This is a genomic window from Brevibacillus sp. AF8 (assembly GCF_021270385.1).
Classification (GTDB): Bacteria; Bacillota; Bacilli; order Brevibacillales; family Brevibacillaceae; genus Brevibacillus.
The window spans coordinates 87,782-110,957 of record NZ_JAGQDN010000005.1; the positions used below are offsets into that span (position 1 = coordinate 87,782).

A 23,176-nucleotide genomic window follows, 5' to 3' on the forward strand; every position below is an offset into this window, starting at 1 on the left:
GTACCATGATGTCACATGAGGAGTGAGCCCTATGACGCAACGCAAGCCGGAGTGGCTCAAGATCAACCTTGTTTCAGGATCAGAACTAGCCAGCTTTAAAGAGCTTAAGCAAACCATGCGCACGAAGACGCTACATACCGTTTGTGAAGAAGCAAAATGCCCCAACATTCACGAATGCTGGGCAAGCGGTACAGCAACTTTCATGATTTTGGGTGATATATGTACCCGTGCCTGTCGGTTTTGTGCAGTAAAAACTGGACTACCTACGGAGCTGGATACAGCCGAACCAGAACGTGTAGCAGAAGCAGCCGAACAAATGCGTTTGAAGCATGTCGTTGTGACTTCCGTTGCTCGTGATGATTTGGCAGATGGAGGCGCACAGATTTTTGCCGATACGATCCGTGCGATTCGTCGTCGACTGCCGTTTGCCTCCGTAGAAGTATTGATTCCCGATTTTATGGGGAACTGGGATGCGCTAAAAGTGGTCATGGATGCAAAGCCTGACGTACTAAACCACAACATTGAGGCGGTTCGCCGAATGTCAGATCGCGTACGGGCAAGAGCCAAATACGATCGGACGCTGGAACTGTTGAAAAAGGCGAAGGAATTCCAGCCGAGCATTCCGACGAAGTCCAGTCTGATGATTGGGGTAGGCGAGACGATGGAGGAAATCATCGAAACGATGGATGACCTGCGTGCTGTCGATGTCAACATCATGACGATTGGTCAGTATTTGCAGCCGACCAAGAAGCATTTGAACGTAGAGAAATTTTACCACCCAGATGAATTTGCTCGCTTGAAGGATGAAGGAATGAAGCGTGGTTTTAGCCACGTGGAGTCAGGGCCATTGGTGCGTAGTTCGTATCACGCTCACGAGCAGGCGAGTGCCGCGAAGGAAACGATTGCGAAAGAATCCATGCCGAAAGCGCAATAATAAGTAACCCCCTCAGCCGCCCAATTCGAGCGGAAATGAGGGGGTTTTTTACTACCGGGGGAAGGGCTTTAGCGACTGGTTGTTGCCTTTGCGTTATGAGATGTTCCACCCATACGCTTGACGAGTGTGTCAATGCTTTTCGCATCTTCTGTACGCGCTGTACTCACGTTGCTGGAGCGACTTGCTACACGAGCGATTTCTTGGATGTCATTCGGATTATCGGTGACATACACTTTGTAATAGCGTGGTGACACCGATTCGGCGTTCATTCTTGCCTGTTTTTTCGCTGTGTGCGCATCTGCTCCTTGTGTGTGTAAGCCGACAAAAACTTCTTTGTCCGTTACCAAGACGGTAGAACGCTGTACGCCAGGGCAGCTGGCAGTGACATTTCCTACAGCTTTTGCCAATGCTTCACGGTCTACATAGACGTTGGCGACACTGGCAGTTCTCACATGCTGACGATCCGTCTGCACATAGCCCATGCGTGGCATTCCAGTTTGCATGACACCTGCTCCACCACGGTTTGTACCATGCTGCTGATAAATAGAATGGTGTGTACCAGTTGGCGCATTGTAAACACCTGTGGTACCCATACCAGCTTTATGATCCGTAAAGGCATTGTACGGTCTCATTCCACTCGTGTAGGCATTGTAGTTGTTTACATGCGGGTAAGTACCATTTGGATATGCACCATAGTTATACCCAGCATTGTTGGTCAGTCCCATGCCATTGCGGACGTGAAGTCCATCACGAATGCCGTCGTAGTTGCGGACGTGGAGCCCGTCGAAACTAGTGGTTCCAGCACCAGTGGTGTAATTACGATTATGGTGGTACCCGTCAAAGTTCGTCGAGCGCATGCCATCGTAGTTACGGACGTGCATTCCATCAAAATTTCGAACGTGCGGAGCAGACTGGTACGACATAGTCTTGTTCGGATGCGTGTAATTAGGCGCAGCATTGTTGTTACAACCAGAAGCCAAGAGCACAATACCTGCAATTGCAGGATACAACCATGTCTTTTTCAATGGTAACACCCCCTACACGATAGAATGTCCAAAGGTACAGGTCAGTTATCGTGGGAAATTTAGCTCATGTTACGCGAAATATGATAAGATGGACATAGTATACATGCGTAAGGAGGAAGCGAGTTTGATTCGCACGCAAGCCGGTACTTATGAAGTCATGGAAGTAAATCGAGACGGCTGGAACCTTGAAGCGTTCAAGGAGCGCTATAGCGACATCCTCGACAAGTACGATTATATTGTAGGGGACTGGGGCTATGGTCAGCTTCGTCTTCGTGGGTTTTATACTGACGCTAATCGCAAAGTACCGTTCGAGCAGCGGATCGCCGCTTTGGATGAGTACCTGCATGAGTTCTGCAATTTTGGTTGTCCGTACTTCGTTTTGCGCAAGGTAAAAGCAAATGTCGGCAACAGTGACGACCAAAGCGGGCAAGACGAAGCTGGCTTTGATGTCATCATTGATATTCGTCAGGACATTCCTCGTGAAGAGGGTGGCTCTTCGCCTTATGTAGAACGAAAAGAACGCAGACGCTATCACCCGCGTCAAAATAAACAGGATCGCCAGAACAATGCTGGCGCTGATCGCAATGGGGCAGGTAGAAACGAACGCGGGGAGAAGCCAAAGTTCCAAAAGGATCGCCCCGATAAAAACGGTAAGGACTCCAACTCGCGAGAGCGCCGTCCCAATCAATTGAAACCCAATCGTGAACGCGATAAAGTCCCAACAGGACCAAACGCACCGAAGCGCGATTCCTAAAAACGCTAAAAAGAGCCCTGTATGCTAGGGCTCTTTTCGTTTTTCGATTTAATAACCTCCGCCAAAACCTTCAGGGGTTCAAAAACCACCGGGTCCACCGAAACCACCGGGTCCACCGAAGCCACCAGGTCCACCGAAACCACCAGGTCCACCGAAACCACCGGGTCCACCGAAACCGCCGGGTCCACCGAAACCGCCAGGTCCACCAAAACCACCGGGTCCCCAACCAGGCCAGCCCCATGTGGGCCAATAACCAGGCCAGCAAGTACTGCATCCCCACCAAGGATATGGCTGTGGGACGACAACGACCTCAGGACCGCGTCTTCTACGGAAAAAAACTGGATGAGCCTGATCTTCTGGAATGTATTGAAAATCCTGGTCTGCTGAGTAATAAGGTGGCTGGTCATATTGTGCAGGAACAAAGTGGTTTTGATCGTATTCGTTTGAATCATATTGAGTTTGATCGTATTGGTTTTGTTCATAAGTTTGGTCGTATGGATAAGATTGCATGATGCGATTCGCACTCCTCTCGTTATCTGTCTGTGCATCTGTGCAGTAGCAGTATACGAGGCATACGCCTGTAAGGAGCATTGTCCCGCAGGAAATGGGCGGGGGCTTCAAATAAAAAAGGAAGAGCCCGCAATAGCTCTTCCTTTCGGTGAATTAGATAGCTGCTTCCAAAAATGCTTTCAATTCTTCGGCTTCACGCTCATTCAAGTTGAACGCGAATTCCAGATAGCCTTCTTCTTCCAGATCATCATGTCCAATAATAGCGGAGCGTCCATTTTGAATGTTGATGACAATCGCCTTTCCATAAAAACGGTTAGTCGTTGTAATCGCCAGGTCAAAACGAGTAGCTTCGCCCGTGAAGCTGACGAAGCGCGTTCGAGTATCCTCCGCTTCGTCGTACAAGTAGAACAAATCGTTTGCCATATGGGTGTCCCTCTACTTCCATAAAAGATTTGGTTTGTGTTCGGTATTGTGTACAGCGCGGACAAAGCGAATGGTTTTGGTTTGGGCACGCATGACGATCGAGTGAGTTTCCACCATATCATCACCGAGGTAGCGCACGCCTTGCAACAGCTCTCCATCAGAAACGCCTGTTGCTGCAAAAATGGCATCATCGCCTTTTACCAGATCGTTCAGCGTCAAGAGCTGCTCTGGATTGTCGAGCCCCATTTTGATGCAGCGCTCGCGCTCGCTGTCGTTTTGCGGCTTGAGCTGGGCTTGCATGTCGCCACCCAGGCACTTGATCGCTGCGGCACTGATCACACCCTCTGGTGCACCACCGATACCCAAGAACAAGTCAATCCCTGTATGCGGCAGACAGGCAGCAATCGCAGCACCCACATCGCCATCTCCAAAAAGCTTCACTCGCGCACCCTTTTCACGAATGGCGTCAATAATCGCCTGATGGCGGTCGCGTTCCTGAATAATGACCGTCACATCTTGCACGCGCTTGTTGTTTGCTTTTGCTACAACCTCTATCATTTTATCCACGGGATCGTAAAGGTTGATTTGTCCGGCAGCACGTTTGCCGACGGCCATTTTCATCATGTACATGTCTGGTGCATGCAACAGTGTTCCACGGTCCCCGATGGCGATAACAGACATGGCATTGTTGTGACCCTTGGCGACAATCGTCGTTCCTTCCAGCGGGTCAACCGCCACATCTACCTCAGGCCCGCCTGCTTCCGGGTTACCGAGCTTTTCACCGATATAGAGCATGGGGGCCTCATCCAGTTCACCTTCGCCAATAACGACGGTACCCCTCATGTTGATCGTGTCAAACATGGCGCGCATGGCGCTGGTCGCTGCTCCATCTGCTTCATTCTTTTTCCCGCGTCCCATCCAGTGAGAAGAGGCAAGTGCAGCCATTTCCGTTACCCGCACAATTTCCAGAGCCAATTCGCGTTCCACAGTGTGTTCCTCCCCTTATGCTTGCCGACAAAAATTCACCCCATCATTGTAACATAAAGTGAACGATCAAAAAGTCGTCTTTTCAGCACCGAACGTGATTCGTGACAGGTCGTACAAATTTGGTATACTGAGGGATGAAAAGAGGTGAAACCGGTGAGCAATTCCTATTTGCAGGAAGGGGAATTGGTGCTTCTCGTCCTGGTGCTAACATTTGTGTTTACCGTTTACTACTCAAAACGCAAATCAAAAAAGCGAAAGTAAGGAGAAATATATGTACGACGTGAATACAAAACGAATCGACCAAGTATTGGAACATATGTCTCGTATGCTGGATCTGTTGGACAAGCTCAGCGAACGAGGGGCCAAAGCGGTTTTGGCAGATGAAGTAGCTGTTGCAGCGATGGAGCGAGCCCTGCACTTGTCTATCGAAGGAATAGTGGATGTCGGAAATGCACTGATCGATGGATTCATTATGCGAGATCCAGGTAGCTACAGCGACATCGTGGAAATTTTGCGGGATGAGCAAGTCATCACGGATGAACAGGCTTTGATCCTGACGCGTGTGACCGATTTCCGCAAGCATCTGGTCAATGATTATACAAGTGTGCCGGCTAATGAAATGTACAGCCTGGTAGAAGAAGCTGCTGGTACCATTCGTCAGTTTGAGCCACAGGTGAGAGCCTTCTTGAAAAAAGAACTGTTTTAAAAAGTGTTTTCAATCCATCACCAACGTAGCGGATATTTTATACAAAAGACTTTCGTTTGTTTACTAAAACGTCTTCATCCACTACAATAGGGAGAAAGGACGGTGATACGTATGACAAACGAAGGAACGTCCACTCGTGATCAAATCCTGCACATGCTCAAGGTCAAAGGTTCACTCCCTGTCAGCGACATGGCCGTCGAGCTAGGGATTACTGAAATGGCGGTACGGCGTCATTTGAACACCCTGGAGAGAGATAATTTGATCAAGTCTACGCTTGTTCGCCAAGCGATGGGACGCCCAACGAATGTTTATTCATTGTCGCAGGAAGCAGACGAACTGTTCCCGCGCAATTATTCTCATTTGACATTAGATTTTTTACAGGACATAAAGGAAATCGATGGTTTGTCCAAAATCGAAATGCTATTTAGACGCCGCGAGAATCGCTTGGAGGAGAATTATCGCTCCCACATGCAAGGCGACTTGGAAAACCGTGTAGCCAAGCTTGCCGAGTTGCAAAACGATAAAGGCTACATGGTGGAATGGGAAAAGGACGAAAATGGAGACGGCTATCGGATTCAGGAGTTCAATTGCCCAATCTCGCAAGTAGCCCGTGAATTCAACCAAGCGTGTAGCTGTGAGCTTTCCTTGTTCCGTCGGGTTTTGAAAGCCAATGTCGAGCAAACCACGTGCATGGCAAAAGGCGGAGACAAATGCGTGTTTCACATTAAGGAAGCGAAATAAATAGCCATAGCGAAGGTCCACTCAAGTCCGGGTGGATTTTTTCTTTTGTTTACTGGATTTTCCTGATATTGGGAGGATGGTGTAATACATTGGTGGTATTGTAATATGAAATTTAAAAAAGGAAGAAAACACCTCATGAAGAGATCATTCTCCATCATATTTGGTTTATCCCTCATTTTGGCCTCTTGTAGCACAACATCGTCGGAGCCTACGCATAATCAATTCCAAATTACTTTGAGCGACGTATTCAAACATCAACACACATCCTCTGTCTATCAGTTTGAACTTATTACGAAAGAACTCTCCAATGTAAAAGACAAAGAGAGGTTGGCATATTTATCAGGAATGATTGATAGCTATTTGATTCCAAACCCCCTTTTCCTTCCATCCATTATTTTTAACAATGAAGAAACAAAAGAGATCATTACCGATGAACAATTACAGTCCGATATCGTGACGTTGTACTGGAATAAAAAAGAATATCTAAAAAAGATTCAGTCATTAGTAAATGAGAATAACCTTATGGAGATCCAAGGGAAACAAGATGAATTCAAGAAACTTAGTGAACTTATGGGGAAAATAAATGATGATCGGCTTTTCAGTAAAGATAAGCAAAAGGTTGATTCATTTAAGAAAGATCTAGAAATTGTTATTCAGGCATTCCCAAAATAAGAAAATGATATTTTATAGAATCAAAAACAAGGGAGGTAGAGGATTGGGTTAGGGTCCTGTGCCTTTTTTTCTATAATCAAGCAGGCATTAAGTACCTTTTTTCGTCATTCTCGCAATCTTAATGTTGGTTTAATGTTTTCTTTATGTTGGACATTTATTATTTGTGGTGTAAGAAAACAACCAAACACACATGAAAACAATTGAAAGGTGGAGTGATATCAGGAAAATACTAGAAAACCGGATAGCCGTCTTGACGAAAAACAGATGAGGAGAAATCCGTAATGAAAAAAATGGTATCTAGTATAGCTGCTTCTGCCATTTTGTTGGGTGGAATTCTGCCAGTCGTTGATTCCGCTCATGCAAAAGACAAATTTTCTGAGAAAAAGATGACGATGACATTTGACGTGATCAGTGACATCCAGGGAGACCTCAGAGATTTTAGTCACGTTTTGCAAGACATCGATGAGGAAAATCCAAAGTCCAAAGCGCTAATCATTAACGGTGATATTACTCCTCGCGGTTACGATTTTGAATATCAAGCCGTACAAGATGTGCTCGATAAAAATCCTCATCCTGAAAATGTGTGGTACAGCATCGGTAATCATGAGTTTTATGTGCCGAAGTGGAAGAATCCCCAAACGCTTGCACAAAGTAGCTGGCCAAACGGGACAACGGAAGAAGAGTTGTTCGATAACTTCTACCAATTCAGCGGAGAAGACAAAGTCTATCACCAAAAAGAAATCAACGGATATCCCTTTCTCTTCCTCGGCACAGAAAAATACATGAAATACCACGATCCAAAATTGTGGGATGAAGTATACATGAGTGACGAGCAACTGGATTGGCTGAAAGATAATCTGAAGCGTTATAGCAAGAAGGACAAGAATAAGCCCATTTTTGTATTCTCCCACCATGTGCTCCCGGACAGTATCTCGGGCTCCAGACAAAGTCCATACACGAACGATTACCTGGATGTGGACAAGCTCCTTGACATCTTGAAAGACTATCCGCAAGTTGTTTTCTTCTCAAGCCACACCCATTGGGACCTGAATCTGCCGGACTGGGCAGGCAAAAAGAAAGTCAAAGGCGGAGACAAACGAGGTTTTACTGTCGTAAACACGGCCGGTATTGAAACGGGATGGATGTCAGCAGGTCCAGAAGGCGGCGAGAAAGTCACGCCAGATGGAGGGGATTTCAAGCAAGGGCTGCGCTTGCAAGTGTACGGTAATGATGTCGTCATCCAAGCGTATGATTACCAACATGACAAAGTCATTAAGAAGCTCAGTATCCGTAATGGAAAAATCGAGCAGTTGCCGCCGGATGTACAGGCAGACGATGATGATAATGTGCTTGTCAACGCGACGCAATACATGGAGTACGCAGTTGGCAAGCAAAAAAACTGGCGGAATTTTGATCCCGAAAATCCACCAACATTTCCAGGAAACCAGGTCGTGTATGTCCGTCATAAAGGGGAAATGAACCTAGAAGCCGGCACGCCAATCATGGTCAAATTCAAGAAATAACGGAACTGCGGTGCATTGTTCGTCATAAGAGGGCCGATCAGGTCCTCTTTTATTTGTGCCCCACTCAACTTCGTTCGAGTATTCATACCAGTAGATGAAGAGCAGCTAGACAAAAAGCAGGGAGCGGTAGAAGGCCGTTTCCTGCTTTTTGCGATAGGAAGGACGAAGGTTTACACTAAGAGAGGAGAGCTTACGACAACAGATGGGAGATGGAACAACGTGAAACAATATAAAGGCTACTTGCTAGATTTGGATGGGACAATTTATCGGGGAAAAGAAGCGATTCCGGGAGCAGCAGCATTCATCACCCACTTAAAAACTCACCAGATACCGTATTTGTTCCTGACAAATAATTCTTCTGCCTCTGCACAGCACGTCGCAGAACGGCTGGTAGCAATGGGCATAGAGGCACAGGCTCGGGACGTGTATACCACGAGTATGGCAACCGCTACCTATTTACAAGAGCAGGCACCAGCGGGTACACGGGTCTACGTGATTGGAGAGGCAGGCTTGCGTGATCAGCTGACAGATGCAGGCTATGTGGTGACAGAAGAAGATCCGGCTTATGTCATTGTCGGGATTGATCGTGCTTTCACGTATGAAAAGCTGGCGATCGCCGCACGTGCTATCCGTGCAGGAGCAGCTTTTATTGCTACAAATGCAGATGCAGCCCTGCCGACGGATGCTGGTCTGTTCCCTGGCAATGGTTCACTGGTGGCAGCCGTCTCCGTTGCCTCCGCGACCAAACCAATCGTGATTGGCAAACCAGAGTCCATTATCGTCCGTTACGCTCTGAATCAGCTTGGTACTGCTGCGGCTGACACGCTGATCGTTGGGGACAATTTATATACAGACATTGAGGCAGGTGCCAACAGCGGCTTGGACAGCTTGCTCGTTTTGACAGGCTATTCCACCCGCGAAGAAGCAGACCAGCATCACGCTGCGCCAACCCATATTGCGGAAAATTTGCCGGAATGGCAGCAGCGAATCTCCCTATGATTCAGCGCATTCTTCCTGCTGCTTCTGGCGGTGGGCAATGCGGCTGGAGGCAGCTGCTGCGACCGCACCGACGAGATCGTCCAAAAAAGTATGGACACCAAAACGCTTGTCGTTGAGATCAGCGAGTTTGCCGTGCTTCAGCTTGTCTACATAACCGAAGTTGGTGAATCCGATGCTCCCGTACAGGTTGACGATGGCGAGGGCGAGTACCTCGTCTATGCCGTATAGCGGCTCGTCTGTTTCAATAATCGCCTGGAGCGGGGGCAGCAGCTGCTTTTGTTCGGCGAGGATGTCGAGCTGAATCCCGGTCAGCAATGCGTTTTGGACCTCACGTTTTTTCAAGACGGACCCTACACTGTCGAGACACAAGTCCAAGGTGATGTCCGGGATATATTTTGACTGTAGGAACATGACAATTTCAGCAATGTCGTTCATGCTGACTCCTCGTTTTTCCAACAGCTCAATAACGAAATCCAGACAACTCTCGCTATTTAGTGGATGCTCACTCATGCTTGTCGTTCCTCCTTTTCGGCATGAATGTATATAGTATCTGCATACAGATAGGCACCTATCCCGATCTACCGACATACAATGCCAGAAGAGCAGTATGCAAGGAGGGTGAACAAGTGTATGGAAGAAAAAGAGCTACTTCAGGAGAAGTACGGTTTTGAACTCCAGGGATATCGCACGTCGGGGGCAAGCAAGATACTGGAAACGGATCGAGGCCTTTACTACATGTTCGAGGCGCCAGCCGGATATAAATACAAAAGCAAGTTTATTGAGAAAGTAAAAACGCATTTAAGCCAACAGCAAAACATTCGCTTGTTAAAGCTGGTGAACACAACAAGTGGGCAGGCTCACATCGTTGATGATGAGCAGCTTTACTATTTATACAGAGGCGTACGAGAGGCGGTTCCTGAAAATCCACATTATGCCAGCGGGCAGTCGCTCGCACAGTTCCATCTGGCTACGAGTGATTTTTCATCTGACAAGATGTTTATCCCCTACAGCTCTCTTGGAAACTGGCCCAGCACGTGGCGCAAAAAGCTGCGGAATTTTCATGAGTATCGGGATGAGATGGATGAGGAAAATGTAGAGCTCGCGCCAATGGATGAATATTTGTTGACCTGCTTCACGTACATTACTCAGCTCGGGGAATTATCCGTTCAATATTTGTTGGATGCTGGATACGATAAAGTCGTGAAGGAAACAGCTGGTCTCGGGAAAGTAGCCTACCAAAATTTTGATCAAGGGTATATGCTATGGAAAGAGAAGGATGTACGTCTAATGGCCGGTGAATGGAACTGGGTTCTTGACATGCGTACTCGCGATGTGGGGCAGTGGATCAAAGCCGAGACAAAGCGAAACGGCTGGAATGAAGAGGCTGTATCCAGCTTTCTCGACGGCTACAACAGCGTCTCTGCTCTGCTGCCAGCTGAATATGCCGTGATTTATGCGCTCATGCTCTACCCCGGCAGATTTTTGAAGCTCGTGGAGACTTATATGGAGTTGCCGATAGAAGAGCGCCAGGAAGTCAACATCCAAGCATGGCAAACGCAGTTGGAAGACGAGCTAACCAAAATGGAAGACGGACTTCGAAAGTACCCTCTATTCATTGCCCAGCGTTATGACGTATCCATTCCACAAATTGATTGGTTGTGGAGGAAAAAAGATGATCAAGCAACAAGTTTTCGTAACGAGGAAACTCAATCCTGAAGTGATCGCGATGCTTGAAAAAGTAGCCGAGGTCGAGCAATGGACAAAAAATGCGCCGATCCCGCGTGAGTTGTTGCTGGAAAAGATTAAACATGTAGATGCCGTCTTGACCATGCTGACAGAACGAGTGGACGAAGAATTTTTGGCAAGTACAAAACGACTCCGTATCGTGGCAAACATGGCTGTCGGTTACGACAATATTGATTTGGAAGCGTGCAGACGACACGAGGTCATCGTAACCAACACACCCGATGTGCTGACAGAGTCTACAGCCGATTTGGCTTTCGCTTTACTGATGGCGACAGGCCGCCGATTGACGGAAGCCAACCGATTTTTATTGCAGGGGGAATGGACATCGTGGAGTCCGACCCTCATGGCTGGGCAAAATGTATATGGTTCGACTCTGGGGATTATCGGGATGGGGCGAATTGGAGAAGCTGTGGCGAGACGCGCCAAAGGATTTGGTATGCGAATCTTGTATCACAACCGGAATCGCAAAACGCAGGCTGAGCAAGAGACAGGAGCACGGTATGCGGATTTGGCGGAGCTTCTGAAAGAGTCCGATTATGTCGTTCTGCTTACACCGCTGACAGAGGACACGCGCATGTTGATGGGGGAAAAACAGTTTTCGCTCATGAAAGAAACCGCTGTGTTTATCAATGTTTCTCGCGGTGGGACAGTCGATGAGTCCGCACTGTATCAGGCGTTGGTAGATAAAAAAATATGGGCGGCTGGCCTGGACGTTTTTGCGGTCGAGCCTGTCCCGATGGATAACCCGCTTTTGCAACTGCCGAATGTAGTCGCCTTGCCACATATCGGTAGTGCAACTGTGCAAACAAGGGCGGAGATGGCGAGGCTGGCTGCTGCTAACATCGTAGAGGTGCTAAGTGGAAGGGGACCACTGACTGCGGTATGAACACGTTCTTTGTTTTGATTTCAGGACTCTTCGTGCTTCTCTTGATTGCAGCAGTAGCCGTTTCGTTTCACGTAACCTGGCGCTTGACGCATCCTGTACGAAAACCGCTTCACATGGAACCCAAAGACTTTGGAATCGAACAGGTGGAGCCTGTTGTTTTTTCGAGCAGGGAAACGACGATTTCGTTGGCTGGATGGTACGTGTCGGCAGAAAAAAATGGGCAGGTTTCAAATGGAAGTACGCTGGTCTTTGCTCACGGGTACAGTCAAAACAGATTAGAGCCACATCTGCCTGCTTTGTCACTAGCTGCAAAACTGGTTCAGGCCGGCTTTGATGTTTTGATGTTCGACTTTCGCAATGCGGGAGAGTCCAGCAAAGCACTGACTACGATCGGTCTTCGAGAACAGCAAGATCTCCTTGGGGCCATCGATTTTGCAGCAGCGAAGAAGCCGGAGCACAGACTCGGTCTCGTCGGATTTTCTATGGGCGCGGCAACCTCTTTGATGGTTGGTGGAGTGGATGAACGCATCACAGCAATTGTGGCAGATTCACCGTTCTATTCCTTGCGTGAATACTTGACTGAAAACTTGCCGCAGTGGACGGGCCTGCCCCGGTTTCCATTCAACTGGCTCATTCTGACCTTGTGCCCCGTTTTGCTCGGAGCCAACCCGCGAGACGTCAATCCGTATCAGGCAGTCCAGCAAGCGAGAAAACCGATTCTTTTTATACACGGGACAGGCGATACGACGATTCCTATGGTAAACAGCGAACGACTGTATGAGCTGACCCAAGACGACGATTCCGAGATTTGGATCGTACCGCGAGCGGGTCACGTCCGCAGTTATGCGTTAGTTCCTGAAGAGTATGAGAATCGTGTCATTGCCTTTTTGGAAAAAGGAATGGGAAAGGGAAAATGAAAAAAGCAGCTACGCGGTTGCTGTAGCTGCTTTCATGTCGATGTGACTGGATTAGAATACTTGTTGAACTTCTTTGATGCCTGGGATTTCTTCCACCAGTGCACGCTCGATTCCTGCTTTCAGGGTGATGGTAGAGGAAGGGCAGCTACCGCAAGCACCCATCAGGCGCAGCTTCACGATGCCATCTTCTACATCAACGAGTTGTACATCTCCGCCGTCACGTTGCAGGTAAGGGCGCAGTTTATCGAGAACTTCTTGTACTTGATCCATGATATCCATGTTACATTCACTCCTTTCCAACCTCTCCTTTATTATAATCATACCATGGTGAGAAATCCATGGCTTACATGCCCTGTTGACACTTTGAAGTTCAGTTGGCACACCGAAGTTTAGCAGCATGGACTTTTTGTAATCTTTGCATGTTATAATGAAAAAGAAAGAAGCAAGTACTTCAATATAAGGAGTCAGATCTTCGTGAACGTATTTCGCAATGTGAAGGAACTGATTGGTAATACGCCGATCGTCGAAATTACTCAATTTGAGCTTCCAGAGGGTGTCCGCTTGTTCGCCAAGCTGGAATATTTTAACCCGGGGGGCAGCGTAAAAGACAGACTGGGCATGGAGCTGATTCGTGCCGCAGAAGAGAACGGCCAATTGGCCCCAGGTGGTACCATTATTGAACCGACAGCAGGAAATACAGGGATTGGTGTAGCGCTGGCCGCTGTAGGAACTGGTTATAAAGTCATTTTCTGCGTACCAGCGAAGTTTTCCGAAGAAAAACAAGAGCTGATGCGCGCCCTCGGAGCAGAAGTCGTCAATACACCGACAGAGCTGGGGATTAAGGGTGCAATTGCGAAGGCAAAAGAACTCGCAGAATCGATTCCAGGTGCTTTTGTTCCACAGCAATTTGCTAACCCGGCGAATCCAGACGCACACTACAAAACAACAGGTCCGGAAATTTGGAGTCAAATGGACGGCCAGGTAAACGTATTTGTGGCAGGCGCGGGTTCTGGCGGTACTTTCATGGGGGCTGCTCGCTACTTGAAAGAACAAAACCCAAACGTAAAAACGGTCATTGTCGAGCCAGAAGGTTCCATCTTGAATGGGGGAGAATCCGGCCCGCATAAAACAGAAGGGATCGGCATGGAGTTTTTGCCTCCGTTCATGGATACGAGCTACTTTAACGCCATTCACACGATTCTCGATGTGGAAGCATTCGATCTGGTCAAGCAGTTGGCTGCCAAGGAAGGCTTGCTCGTAGGCAGCTCCTCAGGTGCAGCCATGGCAGCGGCATTGCGCGAAGCAAGAGAAGCAGCTCCAGGGACGAATATCGTTACACTGTTTGCCGACGGCAGCGAACGTTATCTAAGCAAGAAAATTTACCAGGGAGGAATTTAAGATGCGTATCAAAACTCGTCTGATCCACGGCGGAATCGATGGAGATCCACATACAGGAGCCGTATCCGTTCCAATTTACCAGGTAAGTACGTATAAACAGGAAGCCATTGGCGTTCACAAGGGCTTTGAATACTCCCGTACCGGGAATCCGACCCGTCACGCATTGGAAACATACATCGCCGAAATCGAAGGCGGCGCACGCGGCTTTGCATTTGGTTCTGGTATGGCGGCACTCTCTACCATCCTCTCCATGTTCAACAAAGGTGACCATCTCGTGGTAGGTGACGATGTATACGGTGGTACTTACCGTGTCGTTACACGCGTATTCTCCCGTATGGGTCTGGAAGCAACCTACGTAGATACGAGCGATCTGGCAGCAGTAGAGGCGGCAATTCGCCCGGAAACCAAAGCAATCATCATGGAAACACCGACAAACCCTCTGCTGAAAGTGAGCGACATCAGCGCGCTGGCAGGCATCGCGAAAGCAAAAGGCGTGCTTCTCGTGGTAGACAACACGTTCATGACGCCATACTGGCAAAATCCGCTGGATCTCGGTGCTGACATCGTGTTCCACAGCGCAACGAAATATTTGGGTGGACATAGCGACGTAGTAGCAGGTCTGGTCGTAGCAAAAGATGCGCAAGTGGGCGAAGACCTCCATTTTGTACAAAATGCAATCGGCGGTGTGCTTGGACCACAAGATTCTTGGCTCTTGCTCCGCGGTATGAAGACGCTGGGTATTCGAATGGAAGAGCATGAGCACAATGCTCGTACGCTGGCAAAATGGCTGTCTGAGCGCAGCGACATCAAACGCGTCATTTATCCTGGTCTGTCCAGCCATTCCGGTCATGAGCTGATTAAAAAACAAGCGCGTGGATTTGGTGGCATGATTTCCTTCGACGTAGGCAGCGCAGAGCGTGCTGACGAAGTGTTGGCAAAGGTAAAATACTACACGCTGGCAGAATCGCTGGGTGCAGTGGAGAGCTTGATCAGCGTACCTGCACGCATGACACATGCTTCTATCCCGGCAGAGCGCCGTGCTGAGCTGGGCATTACGGATGGCCTGGTGCGCATCTCTGTTGGTATTGAAGATGTTCAGGACTTGATCGAGGACCTCGACCAAGCATTGTCCTAAGCTAGTTGACCCGGGGGAGGGCGGATATAGTGACTGTCGATATCAAGGTTTTTGGGACAGAGCAATTGTGCGCGAGCTGCGTCAATTTGCCATCTGCAAAGGAAACAGCCGAGTGGCTGGAGGCGGCACTCTCTCGCAAGTATAGGAGTGACAGCATCCGCATCGTTTATAGCGACTTTCAACAGCCGCAGACAGACGATGACAAAAGCTGGGCGAATCGCATTATCGAGGAAGATTTATGGTATCCGCTTGTCGTAATTTCCGGGGAAATTGTCGGTGAGGGAAATCCGAAATTAAAGGATATCTATGAAAAGCTGGAGAGCATGGGCGTGCGGCCGATTGCTTCGACAGCAGATGCCGAATAACAGCATAAGAGCAATGACAATTATCTTTTACAGCGACCAGATGCATGAGCCTGGTCGCTTTTTTCAATTGCGTATGGGACTGGAGCCGCGAGACAGCAATATCAAAAGTGTGCTGGATAACGACAAATAACGTGCTGTTTACTTTTTGTATATCATTCGTAAACATTCTGTAACGAACTAGAGCAGGCTTCGTCCTATAGTAGTAAATGTAACCAATAACTTACCATCTAGTGGAGGCCATAACGATGAATAAAAAATGGATGAAGCTTGTTACATATTTGCTGCTCGCAGGAGTTGTAGGCGTTACTGGATTTTCTGCAATGAATACACAAGTAGCTCACGCAGACTCTGAAAAAGGAAAGCTGTTCTCTGCCGCAACTGAATTGAAGCTCGCGAAAAACACCTATGTGATCGATCAAAAAACGGCTGACGTGAATGGCGATAAGAAGGATGATGTCGTATATCTGATTGGTGAAAAAGAAAAAGCGGATGACATCTATTCCTCCAATATGAACATTGTAGTGAAAGACGGAAAATCAGGCGCTTATAGCCAAACCGATATCAAAGAGCTGGGCGGCTATGAAGGCGAGCTGACTCTCGTAGACTTCACGGGTGATCATGTTGCGGATGCTTTCGTGAAAACAGCGACTGGCGGAAGCGGCGGTGTCTACAATCACGTAATCGCTACCTTTGAAAACAGCAAACCAGCCGTGATTTTTGGTGAAAAGGAAAACGAAGGAATTCGTTACGAGGGGAAATTCGTAGATGGCTTTAAAGTAGAGGGCAAAGGCTCCCACCTGGATAAGCCCCTGACGCTTGACGTAAGTGCGAACCAGGATGTATACGTAGCTGCCAAGCTGTATGACAAAGCAGGCAAAGTGCAGCCAACAGAAGATGCTGTTTCTGTATTCTCCTATCCATTCGGCTCTTTGACTCCAGTCGATATGGATGCGAACGGCACATTTGAGCTCGTCGGGGAGCAACGACTTGTAGGGATGAACAACACAGATACCGTTTCCCGCATCAATTCCGTATGGGGCTACCAAGGGGAAGGCAAATGGAATCCATGGGAAGTAGAGTATTCTACTTTCTTGAAAAAACACCCGGGTGAAGCGATCAACACGATAATTGAAAAATAATAATGGCAGAGCTTGACCGCAGCCTCCTATAAAAAAGGAGGCTGTTTTTCGTTGCCAGCGAATGGTTCTGCCAACGGACTTTTCCTCATAAGGATTTTGGGTACAGGGGTAACTAAAGGAGGAAAAGCGGATGGACCAACCGATTGCTCGCTACTACGAGTTGAAGGAAATTCAGAAGCAGGTAGAGGAAGAGTTGAACGAGCTGCGGAGTAAACTGATTGAAGCTTACAGCGAAGCAGGCAGCGCAGAAGAAGGCGAATACAAGCTGCTGATCTCCTATCAGGAGCGGCGAGAATACAACGATGATCGCCTTTACAACGCCTTGCCCGATCCTTCGCTTTGGCGCCTCATGTCGAAGGCGGATACCGGGAAAATTTCGAGCTTGCTCAAGCTGAATGTCATTCAAGAGAAGATACTGGCAGACACCTTTGAACCGAAAAAAGTGCCTGTTTTACGTGTCCAAAAGAGATAAAATAGCAAGATGAGAAAACCGTCAGGATTAGTCTTGACGGTTTTTACGTTCAAAGAGTTATCTTGTATAATGGGATGATATTTCCAATTTTTCTGAGAGGAGGATCGTGCAGATGAAAGTCCTATTTTGCGGTCAACCATTTCAAGAAAACAAAGTCGATGAAACCTATGAATATGAGTATACGTGCGCAAAACAACTCGGCTTGGACATTCATCTGATCAGCTTGGAACAACTGATATACCAGGACAACCCGTTAGGGGCAGTGAAACAAATCCAACCCTCTCCTGAAAAAGTAACGGCTATCTACAGGGGATGGATGCTAAAGCCGTTCCTGTACCAAAAATTGTACGACGCGCTGCTAGCCAAAAATATAGAGTTAATCAATACACCCGAAAAGTACGTGCATTGCCATTACCTGCCTGAATCTTATGAGATCATCAAAGATTTCACCCCGCTGTCGGTCTGGCTGCACAAAGAAGAGATAGACGCGTCATTTGAAAACGTGTATCGGATTGTAAAGAGATTTGGACAGGCTCCGATCATGATCAAAGATTTTGTGAAATCTCGAAAACACGATTGGAATGAGGCCTGCTATATTCCCGATGCCTCCGATAATGAAAAGGTACAGAAAGTGACAAGCCGATTTTTGGCTGCAACAGGATGAGTTGAATGAGGGAGTCGTCTTTCGAGAATTTCTGAAGCTTCAATTTTTGACCCATCACTCGCAGAGCAACATGCCATTATCCCAGGAATATCGCGTTTTCTTTTTGGATGGTGAACCCATGTACATGGAAAATTACTGGGAGGAAGGACAATATGACGAAACGCTGCCAGATCTCAAGCCATTTTTAGAGGTAGCGAAAAAAATCAAGAGCCGCTTTTTTACTATGGATATCGCCAAGCTGGAAAATGGCTCGTGGACCATCCTTGAGCTAGGGGATGCACAGGTGTCTGCTCTGCCTGAACAGGCTGATAGATTTGAATTTTTCACGAGGTTAAAAAGAAATTTTCTATAGAAAGAGGGATTTCCCATGAAAATAGGCCTGGCTCAGACGAGGTTCCCCCAATCAGCGGCGGAGGGGCTTGCAATCATTAAGCAGCAGATGATAAATGCTGCGCAAAACAATTGCGATCTGATTTGCTTTCCTGAATCGATGATTCCGGGGCTGCGCGGTGTTGGCTATGAAGTGGAAGCATACGATCATGAGGTACAACGGAGAGCTTTGGAAGAGATTCGTGCTCTGGCGAAGGAACGCCAGCTCGCCGTCATTTTACCGATGGAATGGAAGGATGAGCGCGGCTATCATCTAGTCGCCTTTGTGGTGGGGAAACAGGGAGAAGACCTTGGGCTGCAAATAAAAAATCAGATCGATCCAGATGAGGATCAGTTTGACTATATTCCCGGCGAAGGGCGGCAAATGTTTACGATAGAGGATGTGGCGTTTGGCATTGTCATTTGCCATGAAGGATGGCGATATCCAGAGACGGTACGGTGGGCGGCACGCCGTGGGGCGAGCATCGTTTTCCATCCGATGTTTACAGGAGAAGTCAGCAATCCCGATTTTTACAACGGGGCAATGGTTTGCCGAAGCTTGGAAAACAACATCTACTTCGCCAGTGTGAACTACGCGATTCCAAATCAACAAGTGACGACAGCTTTGATCTCACCGACCGGGGAACGGCTTTGTGTGGCGGTTTCAGGGAGCGAAGAGCTGCTTGTGTTCGAGATTGATCCTGCGAAAGCTACGCGATTATTGGCCCAGCGATTCCAGCCCAGGTTGGTTGAGTAGGAAAAGGCATCTTCTTACCAACCATAAAAAGCTGACGTCCATACGATCCCGACGTCAGCTTTTGTACCAGTCTACATCTCCATATCCACGTATCGTCCATACTTGGGAACAGCTATCCGATCAAACTCAGCAACCAATTGGACCAATCCATCGGCCAATTCCTGGCCATACATAGGTGGACCGTGACCAGTGATTGCATACGCAGGGGCGAGATTGGCAAGCTTTTCGACGGATTGCCAAGCTGCCTGCCAATCGGTTGTCAAATAAACAGGGGGACCGGTCAATTGCCGTTGCTGAGTCACGACTTGATACAACGAATCCTGCTTTACCGTAACAAAAGCGTCTCCTGCGAGAAGAGTTCTGTCTTCATCACGAAAGAACGAAATGTGCCCGGGCGAATGTCCAGGCGTATGTATCCAGCGCCATCCAGGCATTCCGGGAACACTCCCGTCTTCGGGCAAAGGATGAACATGGCTGCCCAAATCGATTGGTTCATTTGGAAACAACGGTGATATCTTCGCAAGCAGCCCGCCCTCAACCGTTCCATCTGGCTCCGGATAGTATTTTTGACCTGTCAAATAAGGGATTTCAAGCGAATGGGCATAGACGGGAACCCTCCACACTTTTACGAGCTCGACGACTGCCCCGACATGATCGAAATGACCGTGAGTGAGCAGGATGGCTCTTGGCTTTGCTTCTTCACCAAAGCGCTCCCGGGCAATCTCGATGATTTGTTCCGCCGATTGCGGCATCCCCGCATCTATCAGAACCCATGAATGTGAACCTCCGACCAGCGCGATGTTCACAATTTGAATGGTGTAGCATGCTACATCTGATCTGACTGTCTCTTCGACTCCACTTCGAAAGGAAGTCATCGGCATGTAGTTGTCAGCCAGCGTATCATTCATATCCTCATATGTGTTTGATTCCACTAAAAAAACCTCCAAGCTGGTTATTACGGTCTACGATATTATGCCGATTCAGCTTGGAGATTATATACAAAAAGAAAACCTGTTAGACCATCCGGCCAACAGGCTTGTACACTATCCCATATGCTTTTTGTACATCCATAGCTGACCGCTCTTGATGACACGAGCCATCTGACCGACCAGAGACATTTTCCCCATGCTGGCAAAGCCTTCCTTTTTGCCGAGGGAACCGAGGAAGCCTTTGTGCTTGAGAACAGGCAATGAGGCTGGATACTCCTCACCTTTGATGTCTTTTTTCAACATCAGGGCAATTTGATCGCCTTGGATCTCAGCTGTTTGTGCGCTCGGCGCAATGATGGTGCTTGCGCAGTCGCCTACCACATACACGTTCGTATGGGATGGGATTTGATGATACTGATTTAGTTTGGCGCGTCCGATGTTGTCTGTTTCGATCGGCAGAGAGCGCACGATTTTGTTCGCTTGAATACCTGCTGTCCATACGATAACATCACTTTCAACAGGCTGGTTGTGGTTGTACACGATCCCTTGCTCGATACCAGTGACATTCGCCATGGAAACAAGCTGTACATCGTGCTCAATAAACCATTGAGAAGCATATTCCTGAAGTTTTTTCGGGAATGGGCTCAAAATGCTTTGACCGCGGTCGATGATGCGTACATTCAGGTCGGGACGGCTCTCGCGCAGCTCAGCAGCCATTTCCACCCCGGAAAGACCACCGCCTACAACGCTAACCGTGCCGTATGGGTTCACATTATTGATTGCCATGTATGTGTTGCGAGTAGCTCCCATGGTTTGAATCGAACACGTAAATTGATCAGCACCAGGGATATCATGGTAACGATCCTCACAACCCAATCCGATTACAAGCCAGTCGTAGGAGAGGGTGTCCCCGTTAGCAAAATTGACGACCTGCTCGTCCAATTCCACGCCAGCAATTTCTCCGTATTTGACGGTCAGGCGTGGATCATTTGGAAAAGTAACACGCAGGTGGGATTCCGGTGTAGTACCTGCCGCCAGAGCGTAATACTCTGTTTTCAAGCCATGAAACGGCATACGGTCTACGAGGGTTATAAATACGTCATCTGGTAAATCAGGGGACAGGACTCGCTCAATAATACGAAGACCCCCGTATCCTCCTCCAAGGATCACAAGTCGTTTCATAGAAGGTCTAGTCCTTTCTTCTGTCCGTTTTTTACAGCACCCACTCTATTTTTAGTCTCTTTCACTAAAAATGCAAGCAGAATCTTTTTCCCGTTTTCTCCGCTGGATTTTTATCAAAGTCGCGGTACAATAAAGTACGTGATGATGTCGAAATAATCGGTAGGTGACAATAGATGAAACCACTAGTAGAATTTTGCGCGAGCAATGTTTCCTCTTATACGCAATCCGTCGTGGATGCATTGGAAAATGATCCTGATCTGGATGTGGACGTACTCGAGTACGGCTGTCTAGGGTATTGCGGTGAATGCTACATGGAACCATTCGCGCTTGTAAACGGCACATTGGTACAAGCTCCAACAGCGGATGAATTACTGGTGAAAATCAAGAATAAATTACGGGAGGAAGAAGAACTGCTGGATGCAGATTTTCCTCTGTAGATTGTTCTCTTAGGATGTTCATCGGGGAGCATGATCAACCGTGCACGTATCAAAATAGTAAAGCTGATGCCCAAGTGATTTGGAGCATCAGCTTTTTTATGGATTAATGTTCTTTGATCACGTTGTAGAAGGTATCGCGTTCCAGGGCGCGTTTTCCTGCGCCTTTGATCAACCAAACCAACTCATCTACTGTCAGAGCCTGCTGGGTAAGTGCACCGGCTGAGTGGCTGATGCGCTCCTCGATCAAGGTTCCGTGAGCATCGGAAATTCCCATTTGCAGAGAAAGCTGTGTGAGCTGGGTACCGATGTTGATGAAGTATGCTTTGATATGTTGGAAGTTATCGAGCATCAGACGGCTGATTGCCATTGTTTTCAAATCATCAATGGCAGAGTTGCGGCGTTTGATGCCAGCTGTTGCTTTGATCGGTTGAACAGCCAATGGAATGAAAACCATGAAGCCGTTTGTGTCATCTTGCAGCTCGCGCAGGCGGAGCATGTGAATCACGCGCTCTTCCAACGTCTCAATGGAGCCGTACAGCATGGTGGTATGTGTTTTCAAGCCCAACTCATGAGCCGTGCGGTGTACTTGCAGGTACATGTCTGTGCTTGCTTTTTCCGGGCTCATTTTCATACGATAGCGCTCAGTCAAAATTTCAGCGCCACCACCAGTAAGACTTTGCAGACCAGCTTTCATCAGCTCTTGCAAAACCTCGCGGATGGATAGACCGGAAATACGGGAGAAGAACTCGATCTCAGCACCTGTATACGATTTAATCGTCACATCCGGGTACGCTTTTCTCAAGGTACGAAGGGTGTCGAGGTAGTATTCAAATGGCTTGTGCTGGTTATGTCCGCCAACGATATGGAATTCACGGATACCCGGATGGAAGCGCGTTTCTACATAATGAAGCAACTCTTCCATGCTCATCGTGTAGGCACCTTCATCCCCTTCATCGCGGCGGAAGCCACAGAATTTGCAATGAGCTTCACATACGTTGGTTGGGTTGATGTACAGATTTTGCAAAAAGTAAACGTTATCCTGATTCTTGCGATAGTTAACAACGTTAGCCAATTGTCCAATCGTCAAAAGATCGTTGGAATTAAAAAGGGTGACACCGTCTTCCAAGGTAAGTCTTTCGCCATGCATAACTTTTTCTGCAATTCCGGCGAGAGATTTGTCTTGTATGGCAATCGTTTCAAGCGCCATTCCAAACACTTCCTTTCAAAGTCAATGGTTCTTAGATGAAAGAGCTTTAATCCAGTCGTACCCAATCGATATTCGTTCCATGGGAGTGGATAAGCTCTTAGGAATAAAGCGAATCTCGGGCAACAAGAGCACCTATATTATAAACCTCTTGGTAAGTACGAACAATATCATAAGTTCTCCAACTCTACACTCGGCTCCTCTTCGCCCGATTTTCCACTCCATTGTTCATGAAAAGTCGTTATTTCTATGTACGGAATATTGTAAAAAACTAACAAATATCGGCATTAATTGGGGAAAGT

26 protein-coding genes and 1 pseudogene are annotated in these 23,176 nt (G+C 47.8%); 18 read left to right on the forward strand and 9 right to left on the reverse strand.

The window, feature by feature from the left end; all coding sequences use genetic code 11:
* Positions 1-31 precede the first annotated feature (31 nt).
* A complete protein-coding gene (gene lipA / locus KB186_RS09695; RefSeq protein WP_173610048.1) occupies positions 32-934 on the forward strand; it encodes a lipoyl synthase in 903 nt (300 codons plus the stop codon).
* A 68-nt stretch (positions 935-1,002) separates the two neighbouring features.
* On the opposite strand, the gene KB186_RS09700 is transcribed toward lipA, so the two are convergent.
* Complete coding sequence (locus tag KB186_RS09700) at positions 1,003-1,968, reverse strand: YhcN/YlaJ family sporulation lipoprotein (protein WP_232773497.1); 966 nt, start codon at positions 1,966-1,968, stop codon at positions 1,003-1,005.
* Positions 1,969-2,047: 79 nt separating this feature from the next.
* On the opposite strand from KB186_RS09700, the gene KB186_RS09705 reads away from it, so the two are divergent.
* The gene (locus KB186_RS09705) at positions 2,048-2,713 is read left to right on the forward strand and encodes a YutD family protein (RefSeq protein ID WP_173610050.1); all 666 of its coding nucleotides are present in this window, start codon (positions 2,048-2,050) and stop codon (positions 2,711-2,713) included.
* 78 nt (positions 2,714-2,791) lie between these two features.
* On the opposite strand, the gene KB186_RS09710 is transcribed toward KB186_RS09705, so the two are convergent.
* The 3 genes from KB186_RS09710 to glpX form a co-directional block, all read right to left on the reverse strand.
* Positions 2,792-3,223, reverse strand: coding sequence for a hypothetical protein (locus tag KB186_RS09710; RefSeq protein ID WP_173610051.1), 432 nt, complete (start codon positions 3,221-3,223; stop codon positions 2,792-2,794).
* A 153-nt stretch (positions 3,224-3,376) separates the two neighbouring features.
* A complete protein-coding gene (locus tag KB186_RS09715; RefSeq protein ID WP_048034538.1) occupies positions 3,377-3,646 on the reverse strand; it encodes a DUF3055 domain-containing protein in 270 nt (89 codons plus the stop codon).
* 12 nt (positions 3,647-3,658) lie between these two features.
* A complete protein-coding gene (gene glpX / locus KB186_RS09720; RefSeq protein ID WP_173610052.1) occupies positions 3,659-4,633 on the reverse strand; it encodes a class II fructose-bisphosphatase in 975 nt (324 codons plus the stop codon).
* A gap of 271 nt (positions 4,634-4,904) precedes the next feature.
* Here glpX and KB186_RS09725 point away from each other — a divergent pair, with 271 nt between their 5' ends.
* The 5 genes from KB186_RS09725 to KB186_RS09745 all read left to right on the forward strand — a co-directional run bounded on the left by KB186_RS09725 (position 4,905) and on the right by KB186_RS09745 (position 9,274).
* Complete coding sequence (locus tag KB186_RS09725; protein WP_173610053.1) at positions 4,905-5,339, forward strand: DUF86 domain-containing protein; 435 nt, start codon at positions 4,905-4,907, stop codon at positions 5,337-5,339.
* 111 nt (positions 5,340-5,450) lie between these two features.
* Positions 5,451-6,080 (forward strand): helix-turn-helix transcriptional regulator, encoded by a 630-nt coding sequence (locus KB186_RS09730; protein ID WP_173610248.1) that lies wholly within the window; start codon positions 5,451-5,453, stop codon positions 6,078-6,080.
* Between the two features lie 105 nt (positions 6,081-6,185).
* A complete protein-coding gene (locus KB186_RS09735; protein ID WP_232773498.1) occupies positions 6,186-6,752 on the forward strand; it encodes a hypothetical protein in 567 nt (188 codons plus the stop codon).
* 281 nt (positions 6,753-7,033) lie between these two features.
* Positions 7,034-8,275 (forward strand): DUF4073 domain-containing protein, encoded by a 1,242-nt coding sequence (locus KB186_RS09740; protein WP_232773499.1) that lies wholly within the window; start codon positions 7,034-7,036, stop codon positions 8,273-8,275.
* Positions 8,276-8,494: 219 nt separating this feature from the next.
* Positions 8,495-9,274 carry a TIGR01457 family HAD-type hydrolase gene (locus KB186_RS09745; protein WP_232773500.1) on the forward strand — a complete coding sequence of 260 codons (780 nt, stop codon included), beginning with the start codon at positions 8,495-8,497 and terminating at the stop codon, positions 9,272-9,274.
* On the opposite strand, the gene KB186_RS09750 is transcribed toward KB186_RS09745, so the two are convergent.
* The gene (locus KB186_RS09750) at positions 9,269-9,784 is read right to left on the reverse strand and encodes a phosphatidylglycerophosphatase A family protein (protein ID WP_232773501.1); all 516 of its coding nucleotides are present in this window, start codon (positions 9,782-9,784) and stop codon (positions 9,269-9,271) included. The two genes, KB186_RS09745 and KB186_RS09750, sit on opposite strands and share 6 nt — an antisense overlap.
* A 120-nt stretch (positions 9,785-9,904) precedes the next feature.
* Between KB186_RS09750 and KB186_RS09755 the strand changes: the two genes are divergently transcribed.
* Genes KB186_RS09755 through KB186_RS09765 form a run of 3 tightly spaced genes read left to right on the forward strand, consistent with a single transcriptional unit; the run spans position 9,905 to position 12,823 of the window.
* Complete coding sequence (locus KB186_RS09755; protein ID WP_232773502.1) at positions 9,905-10,990, forward strand: protein kinase family protein; 1,086 nt, start codon at positions 9,905-9,907, stop codon at positions 10,988-10,990.
* A complete protein-coding gene (locus tag KB186_RS09760; protein ID WP_232773503.1) occupies positions 10,947-11,906 on the forward strand; it encodes a 2-hydroxyacid dehydrogenase in 960 nt (319 codons plus the stop codon). The genes KB186_RS09755 and KB186_RS09760 overlap by 44 nt, the downstream gene beginning before the upstream one ends.
* The gene (locus tag KB186_RS09765) at positions 11,903-12,823 is read left to right on the forward strand and encodes an alpha/beta hydrolase (protein ID WP_232773504.1); all 921 of its coding nucleotides are present in this window, start codon (positions 11,903-11,905) and stop codon (positions 12,821-12,823) included. Before KB186_RS09760 ends, KB186_RS09765 begins: the two co-directional genes overlap by 4 nt.
* Before the next feature lie 51 nt (positions 12,824-12,874).
* On the opposite strand, the gene KB186_RS09770 is transcribed toward KB186_RS09765, so the two are convergent.
* Positions 12,875-13,102 (reverse strand): NifU family protein, encoded by a 228-nt coding sequence (locus tag KB186_RS09770; protein ID WP_007715787.1) that lies wholly within the window; start codon positions 13,100-13,102, stop codon positions 12,875-12,877.
* Between the two features lie 195 nt (positions 13,103-13,297).
* Here KB186_RS09770 and cysK point away from each other — a divergent pair, with 195 nt between their 5' ends.
* The 7 genes and pseudogenes from cysK to KB186_RS09810 all read left to right on the forward strand — a co-directional run bounded on the left by cysK (position 13,298) and on the right by KB186_RS09810 (position 19,122).
* Positions 13,298-14,221 carry a cysteine synthase A gene (cysK, locus tag KB186_RS09775; protein WP_007715789.1) on the forward strand — a complete coding sequence of 308 codons (924 nt, stop codon included), beginning with the start codon at positions 13,298-13,300 and terminating at the stop codon, positions 14,219-14,221.
* Between the two features lies 1 nt (position 14,222).
* Positions 14,223-15,356, forward strand: a complete 1,134-nt coding sequence (locus tag KB186_RS09780) for a bifunctional cystathionine gamma-lyase/homocysteine desulfhydrase (RefSeq protein ID WP_047072990.1) — start codon at positions 14,223-14,225, stop codon at positions 15,354-15,356.
* 29 nt (positions 15,357-15,385) lie between these two features.
* Positions 15,386-15,721 (forward strand): YuzD family protein, encoded by a 336-nt coding sequence (locus tag KB186_RS09785; RefSeq protein WP_232773505.1) that lies wholly within the window; start codon positions 15,386-15,388, stop codon positions 15,719-15,721.
* Positions 15,722-15,966: 245 nt separating this feature from the next.
* A complete protein-coding gene (locus KB186_RS09790) occupies positions 15,967-16,860 on the forward strand; it encodes a hypothetical protein (protein ID WP_232773506.1) in 894 nt (297 codons plus the stop codon).
* A gap of 130 nt (positions 16,861-16,990) precedes the next feature.
* Positions 16,991-17,332, forward strand: coding sequence for a hypothetical protein (locus KB186_RS09795; RefSeq protein ID WP_173610062.1), 342 nt, complete (start codon positions 16,991-16,993; stop codon positions 17,330-17,332).
* Between the two features lie 541 nt (positions 17,333-17,873).
* Positions 17,874-18,348 (forward strand): annotated as a pseudogene (locus KB186_RS28430) (ATP-grasp domain-containing protein).
* 15 nt (positions 18,349-18,363) lie between these two features.
* Complete coding sequence (locus KB186_RS09810) at positions 18,364-19,122, forward strand: carbon-nitrogen hydrolase family protein (RefSeq protein ID WP_173610064.1); 759 nt, start codon at positions 18,364-18,366, stop codon at positions 19,120-19,122.
* Between the two features lie 71 nt (positions 19,123-19,193).
* Here the strand turns inward: KB186_RS09810 and KB186_RS09815 are convergent, their stop codons facing one another.
* Both KB186_RS09815 and KB186_RS09820 read right to left on the reverse strand, forming a co-directional pair.
* Entirely contained in the window at positions 19,194-20,054 is an 861-nt protein-coding gene (locus KB186_RS09815; RefSeq protein WP_232773508.1) for an MBL fold metallo-hydrolase, read from the reverse strand.
* Positions 20,055-20,165: 111 nt separating this feature from the next.
* A complete protein-coding gene (locus tag KB186_RS09820; RefSeq protein WP_173610065.1) occupies positions 20,166-21,233 on the reverse strand; it encodes an NAD(P)/FAD-dependent oxidoreductase in 1,068 nt (355 codons plus the stop codon).
* Positions 21,234-21,406: 173 nt separating this feature from the next.
* Here KB186_RS09820 and KB186_RS09825 point away from each other — a divergent pair, with 173 nt between their 5' ends.
* Positions 21,407-21,670 (forward strand): DUF1450 domain-containing protein, encoded by a 264-nt coding sequence (locus tag KB186_RS09825; RefSeq protein ID WP_047072975.1) that lies wholly within the window; start codon positions 21,407-21,409, stop codon positions 21,668-21,670.
* 103 nt (positions 21,671-21,773) lie between these two features.
* Here the strand turns inward: KB186_RS09825 and mqnE are convergent, their stop codons facing one another.
* Positions 21,774-22,877 carry an aminofutalosine synthase MqnE gene (gene mqnE, locus KB186_RS09830; RefSeq protein ID WP_047072973.1) on the reverse strand — a complete coding sequence of 368 codons (1,104 nt, stop codon included), beginning with the start codon at positions 22,875-22,877 and terminating at the stop codon, positions 21,774-21,776.
* Positions 22,878-23,176: the final 299 nt, after the last annotated feature.